General features: G+C 61.1%; 9 protein-coding genes. 4 read left to right on the forward strand and 5 right to left on the reverse strand.

Annotated elements, in window-relative coordinates; translation table 11 throughout:
• The 3 genes from fdhF to FHT76_RS14600 are packed head-to-tail and all read left to right on the forward strand — an operon-like array spanning position 1 to position 3,942.
• Complete coding sequence (fdhF, locus tag FHT76_RS14590; protein ID WP_259126868.1) at positions 1–2,880, forward strand: formate dehydrogenase subunit alpha; 2,880 nt, start codon at positions 1–3, stop codon at positions 2,878–2,880.
• Positions 2,881–2,906: 26 nt separating this feature from the next.
• Complete coding sequence (gene fdhD / locus FHT76_RS14595) at positions 2,907–3,707, forward strand: formate dehydrogenase accessory sulfurtransferase FdhD (protein WP_405049268.1); 801 nt, start codon at positions 2,907–2,909, stop codon at positions 3,705–3,707.
• A complete protein-coding gene (locus tag FHT76_RS14600) occupies positions 3,697–3,942 on the forward strand; it encodes a formate dehydrogenase subunit delta (protein WP_016556555.1) in 246 nt (81 codons plus the stop codon). The genes fdhD and FHT76_RS14600 overlap by 11 nt, the downstream gene beginning before the upstream one ends.
• A gap of 75 nt (positions 3,943–4,017) precedes the next feature.
• Here the strand turns inward: FHT76_RS14600 and FHT76_RS14605 are convergent, their stop codons facing one another.
• The 4 genes from FHT76_RS14605 to rocF all read right to left on the reverse strand — a co-directional run bounded on the left by FHT76_RS14605 (position 4,018) and on the right by rocF (position 8,969).
• Positions 4,018–5,772 carry a methyl-accepting chemotaxis protein gene (locus tag FHT76_RS14605; protein ID WP_183863683.1) on the reverse strand — a complete coding sequence of 585 codons (1,755 nt, stop codon included), beginning with the start codon at positions 5,770–5,772 and terminating at the stop codon, positions 4,018–4,020.
• A 307-nt stretch (positions 5,773–6,079) separates the two neighbouring features.
• The gene (locus FHT76_RS14610) at positions 6,080–6,556 is read right to left on the reverse strand and encodes a chemotaxis protein CheW (protein WP_183863682.1); all 477 of its coding nucleotides are present in this window, start codon (positions 6,554–6,556) and stop codon (positions 6,080–6,082) included.
• Positions 6,557–6,821: 265 nt separating this feature from the next.
• Positions 6,822–8,021: an ornithine--oxo-acid transaminase gene (gene rocD / locus FHT76_RS14615; protein ID WP_183755213.1), complete on the reverse strand. Its 1,200-nt coding sequence runs from the start codon at positions 8,019–8,021 to the stop codon at positions 6,822–6,824.
• 12 nt (positions 8,022–8,033) lie between these two features.
• On the reverse strand, positions 8,034–8,969 hold the full coding sequence (rocF, locus tag FHT76_RS14620; RefSeq protein WP_183863680.1) for an arginase: 936 nt from the start codon (positions 8,967–8,969) through the stop codon (positions 8,034–8,036).
• A gap of 128 nt (positions 8,970–9,097) precedes the next feature.
• On the opposite strand from rocF, the gene FHT76_RS14625 reads away from it, so the two are divergent.
• Complete coding sequence (locus FHT76_RS14625; protein WP_183755215.1) at positions 9,098–9,526, forward strand: Lrp/AsnC family transcriptional regulator; 429 nt, start codon at positions 9,098–9,100, stop codon at positions 9,524–9,526.
• On the opposite strand, the gene FHT76_RS14630 is transcribed toward FHT76_RS14625, so the two are convergent.
• Positions 9,523–15,645: a translocation/assembly module TamB domain-containing protein gene (locus tag FHT76_RS14630; protein WP_246712658.1), complete on the reverse strand. Its 6,123-nt coding sequence runs from the start codon at positions 15,643–15,645 to the stop codon at positions 9,523–9,525. The two genes, FHT76_RS14625 and FHT76_RS14630, sit on opposite strands and share 4 nt — an antisense overlap.
• Positions 15,646–15,658 lie beyond the last annotated feature (13 nt).

Here is a 15,658-nt window from a genome sequence, read left to right on the forward strand (position 1 = left end):
ATGCCTCTCGTCCATGAAACCGATTACGGCACGCCGGCCTCGACCTCCGAAACGATGGTGACGCTCACCATCGACGGCAACCAGGTGACTGTGCCCGAGGGAACGTCCGTCATGCGCGCATCGATGGATGCGGGTATCGAAATTCCGAAGCTCTGCGCCACCGACATGATGGATGCTTTCGGCTCCTGCCGGCTCTGTCTGGTCGAGATCCAGGGGCGCGCGGGCCTTCCTGCGTCCTGCACGACGCCCGTTGCGCCGGGCATGGTGGTCTCGACGCAGACGAACCGGCTGAAGGACGTTCGCAAGGGCGTGATGGAGCTCTACATCTCCGACCATCCGCTCGACTGTCTGACCTGTGCTGCCAACGGCGATTGCGAGCTGCAGGACATGGCGGGAGCCGTCGGCCTGCGCGACGTGCGCTATGGCTATGATGGCGACAATCACGTCAAAGCGCGCAACAACGGCGACCTCAATCTCAAATGGGCGCCGAAGGACGAATCAAACCCCTATTTCACCTTCGATCCCGCGAAGTGTATCGTCTGCTCGCGCTGCGTGCGCGCCTGCGAGGAAGTCCAGGGTACGTTCGCACTGACCATCGAGGGCCGCGGCTTCGATTCGCGCGTTTCGGCCGGCATGCATGAGGATTTCGTCTCGTCTGAATGCGTTTCCTGCGGCGCCTGCGTGCAGGCCTGCCCGACAGCGACGCTAATCGAAAAGTCGGTCATCGAGATCGGCCAGCCGGAGCATTCCGTCGTTACGACCTGCGCCTATTGCGGCGTCGGCTGCTCCTTCAAGGCGGAGATGCGCGGCGAAGAGCTGGTGCGCATGGTGCCTTGGAAGGACGGGCAGGCGAACCGCGGCCACTCCTGCGTCAAGGGGCGCTTCGCCTATGGCTATTCCAGCCACAAGGAGCGCATCCTCAATCCGATGATCCGCGAGAAGATCACCGATCCCTGGCGCGAAGTGAGCTGGGACGAGGCCTTCGCGCATGTCGCCTCCGAATTCCGCCGCATCCAGTATCAGTATGGCCGCGACTCGGTCGGCGGCATCACCTCGTCTCGCTGCACGAACGAGGAGACCTATCTGGTTCAGAAGCTGGTGCGTGCCGGCTTCCGCAACAACAACGTCGATACATGCGCTCGCGTCTGCCATTCGCCAACCGGATACGGCCTCGGCCAGGCTTTCGGCACGTCCGCCGGCACGCAGGACTTCGACAGCGTCGAGCAGAGCGACGTCGTCGTCATCATTGGCGCTAATCCGACCGACGGCCATCCGGTCTTTGCCTCGCGCCTGAAGAAGCGGCTGCGTCAGGGCGCCAAGCTTATCGTCATCGATCCGCGCCGCACCGATATCGTGCGTTCGCCCCATGTCGAGGCGTCCTATCATCTACCGTTGAAGCCCGGCACGAACGTCGCGATCCTGACGTCGCTGGCGCATGTCATCGTCACCGAGGGATTGTTCAACGAGGCCTTCATTCGCGAGCGTTGCGACTGGTCCGAATTCGAGGACTGGGCAAGTTTCGTCGCCGAACCGCATCACAGCCCTGAAGCATCGGAGAAATTCACCGGCGTCCCGGCCGATCGCGTGCGCGGCGCTGCGCGTCTCTATGCCAAGGGCGGTAATGGCGCAATCTATTATGGTCTCGGTGTAACCGAACACAGCCAGGGGTCGACAACTGTCATGGCGATCGCCAACCTTGCGATGGTGACCGGCAATATCGGTCGTCCCGGCGTCGGTGTGAATCCACTGCGCGGCCAGAACAATGTTCAGGGTTCGTGCGACATGGGCTCCTTCCCGCACGAACTGCCCGGCTATCGTCACATCTCCGATGACGCGACGCGCGACATCTTCGAGAAGCTCTGGGGCGTCAAGATCAGCAATGAGCCGGGGCTGCGCATTCCGAACATGCTGGATGCAGCGGTCGATGGGTCGTTCAAGGGCCTCTACGTCCAGGGTGAGGATATCCTGCAGTCAGACCCCGATACGAAGCACGTCGCGGCCGGCCTTGCCGCCATGGAGTGCGTCGTCGTTCACGACCTCTTCCTGAACGAGACGGCGAACTACGCGCATGTCTTCCTGCCGGGCTCCAGCTTCCTGGAGAAGGATGGGACGTTCACCAACGCCGAGCGCCGTATCAACCGCGTTCGCAAGGTCATGAGCCCCCGCAACGGCTATGCCGATTGGGAGGTCACGCAGAAGATGGCGCAGGCCATGGGCCTTGGTTGGAACTACACGCATCCTTCCGAGATCATGGACGAGATCGCCGCGACGACGCCGAGCTTTGCGCTCGTCTCCTACGACTATCTCGACAAGATGGGCTCTGTGCAATGGCCCTGCAACGAAGCGCATCCCGAGGGGTCGCCGATCATGCATGTCGATGGCTTCGTCCGCGGCAAGGGCAAGTTCATCCGCACCGAGTACGTTGCAACCGATGAGCGGACCGGGCCGCGCTTCCCGCTGCTGCTGACGACGGGCCGCATCCTCAGTCAGTACAATGTTGGCGCGCAGACGCGCCGTACAGAAAACGTCGTCTGGCATCCGGAGGACCGTCTGGAGATCCATGCACACGATGCCGAACAGCGCGGCATTCGCGATGGCGACTGGATCAAGCTGATGAGCCGCTCGGGCGATACGACCCTGCGCGCGCTGATCACCGATCGCGTGGCGCCCGGTGTCGTCTACACAACCTTCCACCATCCAGACACGCAGGCGAACGTCATCACGACAGATTTCTCCGACTGGGCCACCAACTGCCCGGAATACAAGGTCACGGCTGTGCAGGTTTCGCCCTCGAACGGCCCGACCGATTGGCAACGTGACTACGACGAGCAGGCACGGCAGAGCCGTCGGATCGTCAGCAAACTGGAGCCCGCAGAGTGACGATTGACCGGCCGAACCGCGTTGCCGTGAAGCGCACCGCCTGTAGCGGCGGTGTCGTCACGCCCGGCGAGCGGATCGTTCCGGAGGAGGTGCCGATCGCCTTTTCCTATGGTGGCAGCACGCATGCGGTGATGATGGGAACACCTGCGGACCTCGAGGATTTTGCGATTGGTTTCAGCCTCACCGAGGGGATCATTTCCGAAGTCGATCAGATCGCGGGAGTCGAGATTGTCGCGGGCGATAAGGGCATCGACGTTCAGATCACGCTGGTCGATGAGGTCGCTACGGCACTGACAGCACGGAGACGCAGCATGGCCGGACCGGTCGGCTGCGGCCTCTGCGGCATAGAGTCGATCGAACAGGCTGTTCGCAAGGTGCCCGATGTGGCGGCAGTCCCTCTTAAGATTACCCATCGAGACATCATCGAATCCGTTTCGCTGCTGAATGGCGCACAGCCGCTGCATCGCGAAACGCGCGCGGTACATGGAGCCGGCTTCTACGTGCCGGGCAAGGGACTACTTGCGGTGCGCGAAGATGTCGGTCGTCACAATGCACTCGACAAGCTTTGCGGCGCGGTGATTGCCCAACCGCAGCCGGGAGCTGAGGGCATCGTCGCCGTCACCAGCCGTCTGTCCGTCGAGATGGTGCAGAAGGCGGCCATCCTCGGCAGTCCGGTGCTCGTGGCTATCTCGGCACCGACCGCGCTTGCCATCCGAACGGCCGATGAGGCCGGCATGACCCTCGTCGCCTTGGTGCGCGGCGAGGATTTCGAAGTTTTCACGCATCCACAGCGCATCCAACCGGGAACCATCTCCGATGTCGCATGATACGCAGTCCAAACTGGTTTATATGGCCAATCAGATCGCGACGTTCTTCAAGAGCCAGCCGGAGAGCGAAGCCGCGGAGGGTGTGGCGACGCATATCAACAAATTCTGGGAGCCGCGCATGCGGCGGCAACTGTTCGAGATCATGGAACGGGAAAGCCATGGCCTCAATCCGCTCGTCGTGCAGGCCGCCCCTTTGATCAAACGCCCCGAGGCTGCGGCGACAGTATCGCACTAGAGTGCTTCGGTGGGTGCAGAACAGCCGGCAGCGAGTTTCGCTGCCGGCCGTTTTTAATCGAGCGTTTTGGGTGATCTAGAATTCTTCCCAGCTGCCGACGGCCGGAAGGGCGGCCCCATGCGCCTTGGCAACGCGAGCGATCAGATGACGTGCCGGAGAGGCCGGATGTTTCTGCACGGTCCTTGGACTATGGGCTTCGTCAAGGCGGAATTGAGCCAGCAGCCGGCGCAGTGCCTCCGCTTCGCCAGCCAGCTTGTGGCTTGCTGCCGTGCTCTCTTCGACCATGGCTGCATTCTTTTGTGTTGCTTGGTCCATGGAATTAACGGCCTGATTAATTTCCTTGAGACCGGTCGCCTGCTCTTTGGAGCCTTCGACGATCGCTGCCACATTCACGTTGATATCGCCAACCTGCGCCACGATCGTCTCCAACGCCTTTCCGGTCTCGCCGACCAGATTGACGCCGTTTCTCACCAGCTCACTTGACGTCGTGATCAGGGACTTGATCTCCTTTGCCGCACTTGCCGAGCGTTGCGCGAGTTCGCGGACTTCCTGAGCGACGACGGCAAAGCCCTTGCCAGCCTCACCGGCGCGGGCTGCTTCGACGCCCGCGTTCAGCGCCAGGAGATTGGTTTGGAAAGCAATGTCGTCGATCACGCCGATGATATTGGTGATCTCACGTGAAGATTGCTCGATCTGGTCCATGGCAGAGACGGCATTGCGGACAACCAGGCCGGATTGTTCGGCACCCTGCTTCGTCTTGGCAACCAGTTTCCCAGCTTCGTCGGCGCGGTGGCTGGAGTCATTGACCGTGGTGGTGATCTCTTCGAGCGCCGCAGCGGTTTCCTCAATCGATGAGGCCTGCTGTTCCGTACGCTTTGAAAACGAATCGGCGGCGGAACCGATCTCACGGGAGCCGGCGGCAATCGCATGGACGCTTTCGCCGATGGTCTTCACGGTCTCGGCGAGCTTGATGACAGTCGCGTTGAAGTCATGGCGAAGCTGTTCCATCGACGGCACGAAGGGCAAGTCGACCGTTTTCGTCAGATCGCCTTCGGAGAGATGGCGCAGCGCTTCGCCGAGCTGGCTAATCGCGCTCATTCGTTGGGTTACGTCGGTCGCAAACTTCACGACCTTGTAGACCTTGCCGTTTGCGTCCTTGATTGGGTTATAGGCTGCCTGGATCCAGATTTCCTTGCCGCCCTTGCCGTAACGAACGAATTCGTTGGAGATGAACTCGCCCTGTGCGAGACGGCGCCAGAAGTTTGCGTATTCCTCCGTCCGGGTATACGCCGGGTCACAGAACATGCCGTGATGCTTGCCGGTGATCTCAGTGAGCGAGTAACCCATCGCACTGCAAAAGTTCTCGTTTGCCGTCAGGATTTCGCCGGTAGGGGTAAATTCGATGGCAGCCTGAGACCGCGAAATGGCATCCAGCTTGCCCGCATCGTCGATGGACTTCTTCTTCACGTCCGTGATATCAGCCGCGAACTTGACGACCTTGTAGGGCCTGCCGTACTTGAAGACCGGGTTGTAGGAGGCTTGGATCCAGATTTCGCGGGCACCCTTCGCAAGCCGCTTGTAGGCGCCGGCATCATATTCGCCACGGCCGAGACGGGCCCAGAATTCGCGGTATTCCGCAGTGGCGGTGTAAGCTGGATCACAGAACATGCTGTGATGTTTGCCGACGATCTCCGGTAGGCTGTAGCCAAGCGCACCACAGAAATTCTCATTGGCCGCGAGTACGTTGCCCTTCAGGTCGAACTCGATGATGGCCTGTGACTTCGAAATGGCATCAAGAACATACTTAGAATCAGGCGATAGACCGAACATTCCCCATCCCTCGTGATGCAGGCGCCGATTTCGGCGTCAGCCAGTGAAGAAGCTCGCGGGCACATTAACCTCAAGGGATACACAAGGGAGACCGATCCGTCCTGCGGCGCCTACTATAGAGGGAGAATAACCAGCGACTTCACAACCGATGATGAAGTGGGGGCGGTTAATGAGATATGTATAAGAAATAGCGAATTTAATATTCGTTCTACAGTAGAACTTGTGATCGATTTCTTATAATGATTGTATCTGTCAACAAAAAGCCCCTCTCGAAGAGGGGCTTTTATCTTTGGGTCCAGTGATGGTGTCAGGCGGCGAGCTCGTCGGTTTCGCTTTCCTTGAACATCTTGGCGAGGTTGAGGAAGCAGATCATGCCATTTTCGGAGGCGATGATACCTTCGCAATAAGCCCGGTCAAAGGACGCTGTGACTTCCGGAACCGGCTGCACCTGGCTGGAAGAGATCGTCAGGATATCCGAGACGCGATCGACCAGCATGCCGATGACCATGTTGTGGACCTCGGCCACGACAATGGCGCTGCGCTCGTTGGCCACGGTGCTCTTCATGCCGAGCTTGAACGCGAGGTCGATGATCGGGATGACGGAGCCGCGGAGGTTCATGACGCCGATGACGTCCGCCGGCGCATGCGGAATCGGTGTCGATGGTGCCCAGCCGCGGATTTCGCGAATTGTCGTCGTCTTAACGCAGAATTCCTGATCGTGCAGTCTGAAGGCAATGATCTCCAGCGTATCGCCGCTGAAGTTCGTGGAATTGATCGTAGCCATGAGTATTGTCCCAACCGTCAAAAGCCAGGGCAGAAGCAACCGCGCCACCATTGGCGCGGATGGACTTTGCCTTCAAACCGCGCGTGTCTCCCGAGGAAGGATTAACGATACGGTTACTCCGGACCTTAACGAAAGAGTGTTGCCCAAATCTAAACTGAGGCAGCTGATTTCTGGTCAGGCGCTCGGTTGGGTTGGATCTCGGAATGAGGAGAAGCTACGTGGAAACGGCGGGATGACCTTCCCGCCGCATTGTCCGTTCGCTGCCTCAGGCGAGGGTCTTCTCGATCTGCTCGACGGCCCAGTCGACCTGGCTCTTGGTGATGACCAGCGGCGGGGCGAGGCGGATCGTGTTCTCGTGGGTGTCCTTGGCGAGTAGGCCGCGATCCTTGAGGGTGTAGCAATACTGGCGGGCGCCGCCGGCTTCCGGCACGAGCTCGACCGCCATCATCAGTCCGCGACCGCGCACGTCCTTGACGATGTTGGAGCGGATGGAGCGCAGCCCTTCCAGGAAATAGTTGCCCATCTTTTCGGCGTTCTCGATCATGCCTTCTTCGGTCAGCACCTTGAGCGCGGCGCGCGCCACGGCGCAGGCAAGCGGGTTGCCGCCGAATGTCGAGCCATGTTGCCCAGGCTTCAGAACACCAAGCACCTCGGAATTGGAAAGCACCGCTGAAACCGGATAGAAGCCGCCGGAGAGCGCCTTGCCGATCAGGGTGACGTCGGCCTCGATTCCCTCGTGCTCTTCGGCCAATAGCTTGCCGGTGCGTCCGAGGCCAGTCTGGATCTCGTCAAGGATCAGAGTCACCTTGTTTTCGGTGCAGAGTTCGCGCACGCGCTTGAAGTAACCTGACGGCGGGATGATGACACCGGCCTCGCCCTGGATCGGCTCGATCAGCGCTGCGACCGTGTTCTCGTTGATGGCGGCAGCGAATGCGTCGGCGTCGCCGAAAGGTATTGTCCGGAAGCCGGGCGTGTAGGGGCCAAAGCCGGTACGGGCGTCGGGGTCGGTCGAGAAGCTGATTATGCTTAGCGTGCGGCCATGGAAATTGTCGGCGCAAACGATGATCTCGGCCTTGCCCTCAGGCACGCCCTTCACCTCGTAGCCCCACTTCCGCACAGCCTTGATGGCGGTTTCGACAGCCTCGGCGCCCGAGTTCATCGGCAGGATCTTATGCGAGCCTGTCAGCGCCGCGAGTTCCTCGTAGAGATGCGCGAGCTGGTCGTTGCGGAAGGCACGCGAGGTCAGCGTCAGCTTGCCGGCCTGCTCGACCATTGCCGCCAGGATCTTGGGGTGGCAATGCCCTTGGTTGACTGCGGAATAGGCCGATAGGCAATCAAGATACTGCTTGCCGTCCGTATCCCAGACATAGACACCTTCGCCCCGGGTCAGCACGACATCGAGCGGCTTGTAGTTGTGGGCGCCCAGGCGCTGTTCGGTATCGATCAGATTCTTGGAATTGCTCATGGTCGGCTCTCCTCAGGCAGCGCGGGTCGGACGGTCGAAGATGCGGCGGCCGAACAGACTTGCCGTCAGTTCCACCAGGATCCGCGCGCTCTTACCGCGATCGTCGAGGAAGGGGTTGAGTTCGACAAGATCGAGCGAGGAGACGAGGCCGCTGTCGCAGAGCATTTCCATGATGAGATGCGCCTCCCGGAAGGTTGCACCGCCAGGCACTGTTGTACCGACGCCAGGGGCGATCTCGGGATCGAGGAAATCGACATCAAGGCTCACATGCAGCAGACCGTTTGCATCGGAGACCGCGCCGAGCACCTGGCGGATCGCCGCGGCAACGCCCTGTTCGTCGAGCCAGCGCATGTCGAAGACGTTGACGCCGTGTTCCTTGATCAGATCCCGCTCCGGCGCATCCACCGATCGGATACCGACCTGGAAGACGTTCTGGGGATCGACGAACGGACGGTCCTTCGGCAGGATTTCCGCGAGTTCGGCCTTGCCGCAGAAATAAGCGACCGGCATGCCGTGAATGTTGCCGGAGGGCGACGTCGCAGGCGTATTGAAATCGGAATGGGCATCGAGCCACAGCACGAAGAGCGGCCTACCTTGCTCTGCCGCATAGCGAGCCATGCCGGATACGGTGCCCATGGACAGGCTATGATCGCCACCGAGAATCAGCGGAAAGCGCCCGGCCGTCGCGGCCTCGTAGACGCCAGCTTCGAGCGCGCGGGTGAATGCGCCGACGACGCGCAGATTATGTGCTTTCGGATGGTTCGGCAGATCGCGTGCCGGAATGACATGCACGTCACCGGCATCGACGACATCATGACCAAGATCGATCAGCGTCTGGTCGACGCCTGCGATGCGAAGTGCGGCCGGACCCATCGCGGCGCCCCTGCGTCCCGAACCCTCTTCCAGCGGTGCTCCGATGAGCGTGACCGATCTTGCTTGTGGCTGCATGCGTCTTCTCCAGCTCGCGTTTCGGAAAGCATATTGAAATATCGGCACGGCGACAAAAAGATGAAAAAGTGCCGATAATGCGCTACGATTGATCAGTTTGATAAGTGCATTTTGACAAAGTGGCAGCCATGGACGATCTCGATCAGGAACTTCTCAGCGCTCTGCGGCACAATGCACGTACGCCAGTCTCTTCGCTAGCGGCAATGACGGGTGCATCTCGCGCGACAGTCGCAGCCCGCATCGATCGGTTGGTTGCTAATGGCACCATCACGGCATTCACCGTGCGCACCGGCCATGAAACCCGCGCCGCGGGCGTGCGCGCGATTGTCATGATCGAGGTACTCGGGAAGCTGGCGGACAAGGTCGCCGATCAGCTTCGCGGTTTGCCGCAAGTGCGTGCCCTGCACAGCACCAACGGCAAATGGGATTTCATCGCCGAACTCGAGGATCGCGATCTCGTCGCCTTCGACGAAACGCTGAGGCGCATCCGGCTGATCAATGGGATCAATACCACGGAAACCAATATCCTACTGAAGACCAGCAAGACCAGCTTTTAATACTCGTGCTCGTAGACGACGCCCGCCTCTCCCTCGCCATCTCCACCTGCGCCGGCACGCAACTTCACGCCGCGGCCGACATCGAAATTGATGATCGCCTTGGCGCCGCCCTTGCCGGTGGTCTGCTGCAGTTCGAAATAGGTCCGGTCGTTGAGATAGCGGCCAACGCTGACACTGGTGCGGCCTTTGGCATCGGTACTGACGTCGAAGTCATCGACGCCGAGCTGGTTGCGAAGGCCCTGGAACAACGATCCGGAACGGCCGCCGGCCAGCTGGCTGACTGCATCGGCGAGCTGGGCGATTTGAACCGGCGACAGCCTGGACATCGACTGGCCGAAGATCAGCTGCGCCAGAACCTCGTCCTGCGGCAAGGCCGGCGACGACGAGAAGGTGATTGAGGGGTCCGTGGCCAGTCCCGCCACATTGACCGTCAGTGTCGTTGAGCCGGACGTCGAGCTGGCTTCCATATCGAGGGCGGGGGTGAGATCGCCGGCGAAGCTGATCCGGCTTCTGTTGGTGAAATCGAGGCGCCGGTTGAGAATCGTCATGCGCCCGCGCCGCATGGTGAAACCACCCGAAACGATCGGCGCCGCCGCCGTTCCCCGAATCGTGACGCTACCACCGAGTTCAGCATCGATACCGCGGCCGCGCACGAAGATCTGCGAGGGTGCGTCCAACTGAAGATCGAGATTGATGGTGTTGGACTTCGCGCGTGCCCCTTGCTGGGTCTCGTCGCGCAGCTGGGCGAGAACACTTTTCGGGGCGTTTATGTGCCTGATGTCGATCTCACGCAGCGAGGTCGGCAGTCTCTCTGGGACGGTGATCGAGGCTCTTTCGAGCCGCAGCCTGCCGTTCAGGGTGGGGTTTGCGAGTAGCGGACCGCGCAAGCCGATCGTGCCATCGACGGTCGCCACGACGAGCGTTCCATCGACATAGACGGCCCTATCGAGCCTGACGTCGATATTGGCGGGGAAATTGGAAGCGGGCTGTATCCCGACGCTGCCAGAAACCGAGATGCTGCCGCCGCTGGCGAGCTGACCGGTGAGCCGGGAGATGACGGCTTCGTTGCCGTTGAACCGGATGTCTGCCGCGAGATTGTTGATCGCAAGGTTGCGCCGGACATCGACGAACCTCGCGCCGCTGGTCGCCACGGTCCCGTTGATGGACGGGGCGGCGGCGGTTCCGGCGATCTGCAGATTGAGGTTGGCAGTGCCATCGGCGACGAAACCCTGGGCCGCGAGTTGTGAGCCGAGGACCGCGAATGGCAGACTGCCGGAAAAGCGCATGTCCAAGGCGCGATTGCCGGTAATGGTGACGCTGCCGCCGCCGCGCAGGGATAGGCCGCTGTCGCCGGCCACATTGGTGTCGATGGTCAGCCGGTTGTCCTGCAGTCTTCCGTTCGCAGCGATGCTAAGCGGCGAAAGCCCAGCACTTCTGGTCTGGCTAGTCGCTGCCCCTCTCCAGTCAAGGTTGAAGTCCACAGCAGGCACCGGCAGCCTGCCCGATGCCCTGACGGTGCCCGAAATATTGCCTTCGGCCGCAAGCCCAGGAACGAATGCGTTGGCAAGCCCGGCGGGAAGATTGGAGATGTCAGCATTGACCGTCAGCGATTGGGCGTTCTGCCCGGCGATGATGAAGTTGCCGCCGGCCTTCATCGACACGCCGGTGCCGCTGAGGTTCGTCGTAAAATCGAGCCTACCGTTCGCAAGCTTTCCGCCTGCATTTACTGAAAGCGGCCGGATGCCGGATGCCCGTGTCTGCGTGGTTGCCGCGTCCTTCCAATCCAGGTTGAAGTCGATGATCGGATTGCTCGGAGTCCCAGACGTCTTTGCCGTGCCTGAGATGGTCCCTTCCGCTCCCAGACCAGGGACAAATCCGTTGGCGAGGCTCGCGGGAAGATTCGCGATGTCGGCATCGACCGATAGACCCTGGACGCTCGCTCCCTGCAGGTTTGCCGTTCCCTTTGCCCTCAGGAGGCTGCTGCGACTGCTGGTCAGGGTGGCATCGAAGGCGATCTTGTTATCCGCGACATTGCCGGACGCATTCAGCGTGAGGCCCGAAAGGCCGGCCGCCCTGGTCTGGCGGGTCCCTGCATTGTTCCAGTTGAGCTTGAAATCGACGGCGGGAATCGGGAGGGAGCCGGACGCGGTCGCCGTGCCCGATATCGTTCCCTCGGCACCAAGATCGGGGGCAAAGTTGTTCACCAGCGCGGCGGGAAGGTTGCTCAGTGTCGCATCCGCCTGCAGGCTCTTCACGGTCGTACCTTCGAGAGTAACCTTGCCGTTCGCCGACAGAGCGGAACCTGCATCGCCAGTCAGATTTGTCTGGAAGTCGAGCACATTGTTGGCGAATGTGCCCTTGGCGCCGAGCACGAGGCTAGAGAGCCGAGCAGCCTTGGTTTGGGCAGTCGCGAGGTCCTTCCAAGTCAGGTCGAAGCTTGCCGTCGGCCGTTGCAGTGTACCTGACGCGGATGCCGTGCCCGAGACCGTGCCGCTGGCGCCGAGACCGGATACGAAGGCGTTTGCGAGGCTCGCTGGAACGTTGCGTATCGTTGCATCAGCAGTGAGGTTTTCGATTGTCGTTCCTGCCAGCGAGACATTGCCGGAGGCGTTCAGCGCCATACCGCCATTGGCCGTAAGGTCGACCTGGACGTTCAATTTTTCATCGGCGAAGTTGCCCTTCGCTGCCAAGCGCATGCCCGAAAGGCGCGCTGCCCTGGTGTGGCTGGTGGCGGCGTCTTTCCAGGTGAGATCGAAGGTTGCCGCTGGCTTCGGCAACTTGCCGGTGGCCGATATGGTTCCCGATATCATGCCTTCTGCGGCAAGATTCGGAACAAACCCGTTGGCGAGAGCGGCCGGAATGTTGGCGATCTGCCCATCGAGTTTCAGTGTTTGAGCCTCGGCGCCGGCGACGACGAAATTGCCGCTTGCCTGCAGTGACATGCCGCCGCTGCCACGTGCGTCGGCATCGAAGTTGAGAATGTTGTCCTTGAGATTGCCGCTCGCCGTCAGCCCAAGCGATGAGAGCTTCGCACTTCGGGTCTGGCTCGTTGCGGCATTCTTCCAATTCAGTTTGAAGTCCAGCGTCGGTGCTGGCAGCTTTCCGGCTGCGGTGACGTTGCCCGAGATCGAACCTTCGGCAGCCAGGTCCGGAACGAATGCGTTCGCCAAGCCCGCTGGGATGTTGATGATATCCGCATCGACCTTCAGCGATTGCGCATCCGGGCCGCCAGTGACGACACTGCCGGCGGCTTTCAGCGAGACTCCGCCTTTGCCGTTGGCGTTCGTTTCAAAGTCCAGCGTGTTGTTGGCAAACGTCCCGCTTGCATCGATCGCCAGGGGCGAAAGGCCGGCGCCCTTTGTCTGGCTCGTGGCCGCGTCCTTCCAATCCAGGTCGAAATTGGCGATGGGTGCCGCTGGCGTTCCGGTCACGGCAACCTTGCCCGAGATCGTGCCTGCGGCATCGAGCTTCGGAACGAAGCTATTGGCCAGGCTTGCGGGCAGGTTCCGGATGTCAGCCTTGATATCGAGAGTTTCGCCGACCGTGCCGCTGACGTGAACCGAGCCGTCGCCGGTCTTCAGTTCGACGGCGCTCAGCGTCACCGTGCTGCCACTGATCGACACCTCTGACGGCGATGCAAGCTCTACCTGGATGTTGCGGGGTTTGGCCAAGAAGCGGTCCAGGCGAAGCAGCGTCGTGCCGGCGTTCACTTCGACGCTGCCGGATGCGACCAACGGATTGGCGTCATAGGTGGCGCCGAGATCGAAGTTTGTCCGGTTCTGCTGCTGCGTGAAATTGAGCGCCAGGCTCTCCGCCTTGTTAGGCCCGGAGGCAAGCTCCTGCGCGGTGATTGTGCCCGTCGCGGCAAAAGCCTTGAGGTCGGTAACAGCGACGTTGATATCGGGGCCGACGATTGCAAAGGTATCGCGCTTCAGGCCGCTGCCGGATGCGACGACTTTGAGGGCGATCTTACCGCTGTCGTTGGCAATATCGACCGATCCCTTCAGGTCACCTTCCGCCTTCTGTCCGCCCAGTGCCGCGAGAAGGCCGATATCCGGAAAGTCAAACGTCGCCTGTCCGGTCGGCTCGAAAGCAGGTGACAGTTCGAGGTGGCCGGTCAGTCGGTTTTTGCCAACGTCGCCGGCAATCGACGGAAGCTGCACCTTCCCGTGGACGATCTGAACTGCCGTGGCGACGTTGATTGGCTGGTTGTCGATCGCGCCCCTCGCCGTGATTTGCGCCTTTGGCGCATTAGGGTCGGCCGTTCCGGAAAGATTGAGCTCGAGTTGCTTGACCTGACGCCCGGCCATCACGAGCGACGGCCCCTTGATGTTAGCCGCTACCGCGAGAGCAGAGACATTCCCCTTTGCGCTCAGCTGATAGTTCAGCTCGCCCGATGCGGTTTCCAGCAGCGCCTGAACGTTGGGAATGCGACCGGAAAGGTTGGCGTCGAGGTTCTCCTCGTCGAGCACCACTTGGCCGGTCGCTTCGAGCGCGTTCGACTTGATGGAGAGGTTCGAGATGTTGAACTTCGAGGGAATCGTTCCCGCAACCTGACCCTCGATGACGATCGGAGCATTGAAACGGGTTGCGACCGCCGGCGGCAGTACGGCCGGTTGAGCAGTCAGCTTGATGTTGCCCGTAATCGCGCTGGCGCTCAGCTTATAGGAGCCGTTGAGGTTTGCATTCGCTGCCGCGCTTTCGATCGTGGCACCGTTGAAGCCGAGCGCGTCCGGGGAGATCTGCAACGGCAGCGTGATCGTGACCGGGCCTTTGATGGCACGATCGATGTCGGGATTGACGAATGACGTGTCACCTGCGGCAAGCGTAATCTGAACGCTTCCCGTGCGACCGGCGAGATTGAAGTTGTCGCTCTTGGCGGTCAGCTTCACGTTGCCCATCGTCGCCTGTGGCAAGGCGGCCGAATCGAGCGAGGCGCTGGCATTAAGGCGGGAAGCCTTCGCGTCGCCCGTCAACGAAAGATTGATACCCGCTACCAGGAGACGGGCTTCACCGTCAGCCAGAGGCCAGCGGAAATCAACCGGCCCGGACGTTCCCAACAGATTGGCGTTAAGACTGTTGTTGCCTTTTGGATCGAGCGTGCCTGATGCCGCGATGACAACGGCGCCGGTCGCCAGATTGCCGGTCTGGATGTCGATCTTGCCCCTATTGTCGAAGTTCGCGGCGACGTCGATGTTCGTCTGTCCCGCAAAGAGCGGACGGAAGGCGGCCGGCAGCAGCGAGCTGAGGTCGCCGCCGCCCTTCAGGTCAAGGTGATGAAGGTTCTCCGGCGTCAGGGTGTGATGCGCCTCGATCGAGGCGCGTTGCTGTCCATCGAGAGCGGCCTGCAGCTGTCCCCGCCAATCCGAGAGGGGTCCGTCTCCCGTCAAGCCAATCTCCACCGCCGGGTTGCCAGGCAGCCCCAGCAGGCCAGCGAGCAGCCCACCCTTCGGTTCCGTCAGCTTTGCCTTGAGCCGCAACTGATTGCGGTCCGGTAGGAAGGCGGCATCTGCGATCAGCTTGGCATCCGGGGCATCGTGCCGATGCACGTTGATCGACGCATTGCCCCCGTCATTGTCGGCCCGCATGCTGCCGTCCGCGGCAAGCGAGAAAGCCCGTCCGATCAGAGGTTGAGCAAGGTTGATTTCCGGCAGGGCGATCTTGTCGATGTCGATCTTGACCGGCAACGAAAAGCCGGTGTCGGCTTCGCCTGTTGCGGCCGGGCGCGACGGTAGCGTGCGCACCGGCTGCCGCAGCACGTGAATAGCCGTAGCTTCAATGCTTCTTGCATGGAACCTGCCGGTAAGGAGCGCGAGCGGATTCCAGCTTATGGCAAGGCCATCGACCTGAGCGAAGACGCCCTTGGTGTCGGAGAGCACAATCTGGCTCGCCCGCAGGCCACCCGTCAGCAGTCCCTCCGGCTCCTGAACCTTGATGGTCATGTCCCGGTTGGAGATGCTGGAGGCGACCCTGTCGGTGATGATGCGCGCGCCAAAGGATGTGAAGCCGAAAACACCGATGGCGATGGCAAGCAGGATGAGGAGGGTGCCGACGGAATAGCCGAGCAGCCGCACGATCCAGTTCAAGATTTTCGCCAGTGTCTGCATGGGCGCGGACATTACTCCGTTTCTG

It is taken from the genome of Rhizobium sp. BK176, from assembly GCF_024808055.1.

What these genes read in the sequence shown, in the direction of transcription:
- fdhF (WP_259126868.1), top strand. Translation starts at nt 1, where the DNA reads ATGCCTCTCGTCCATGAAACCGATTACGGCACGCCGGCCTCGACCTCC.
- FHT76_RS14600 (WP_016556555.1), top strand. Translation starts at nt 3,697, where the DNA reads ATGTCGCATGATACGCAGTCCAAACTGGTTTATATGGCCAATCAGATC.
- FHT76_RS14605 (WP_183863683.1), bottom strand. Translation starts at nt 5,772, where the DNA reads ATGTTCGGTCTATCGCCTGATTCTAAGTATGTTCTTGATGCCATTTCG.
- FHT76_RS14610 (WP_183863682.1), bottom strand. Translation starts at nt 6,556, where the DNA reads ATGGCTACGATCAATTCCACGAACTTCAGCGGCGATACGCTGGAGATC.
- rocD (WP_183755213.1), bottom strand. Translation starts at nt 8,021, where the DNA reads ATGAGCAATTCCAAGAATCTGATCGATACCGAACAGCGCCTGGGCGCC.
- rocF (WP_183863680.1), bottom strand. Translation starts at nt 8,969, where the DNA reads ATGCAGCCACAAGCAAGATCGGTCACGCTCATCGGAGCACCGCTGGAA.
- FHT76_RS14625 (WP_183755215.1), top strand. Translation starts at nt 9,098, where the DNA reads ATGGACGATCTCGATCAGGAACTTCTCAGCGCTCTGCGGCACAATGCA.
- FHT76_RS14630 (WP_246712658.1), bottom strand. Translation starts at nt 15,645, where the DNA reads ATGTCCGCGCCCATGCAGACACTGGCGAAAATCTTGAACTGGATCGTG.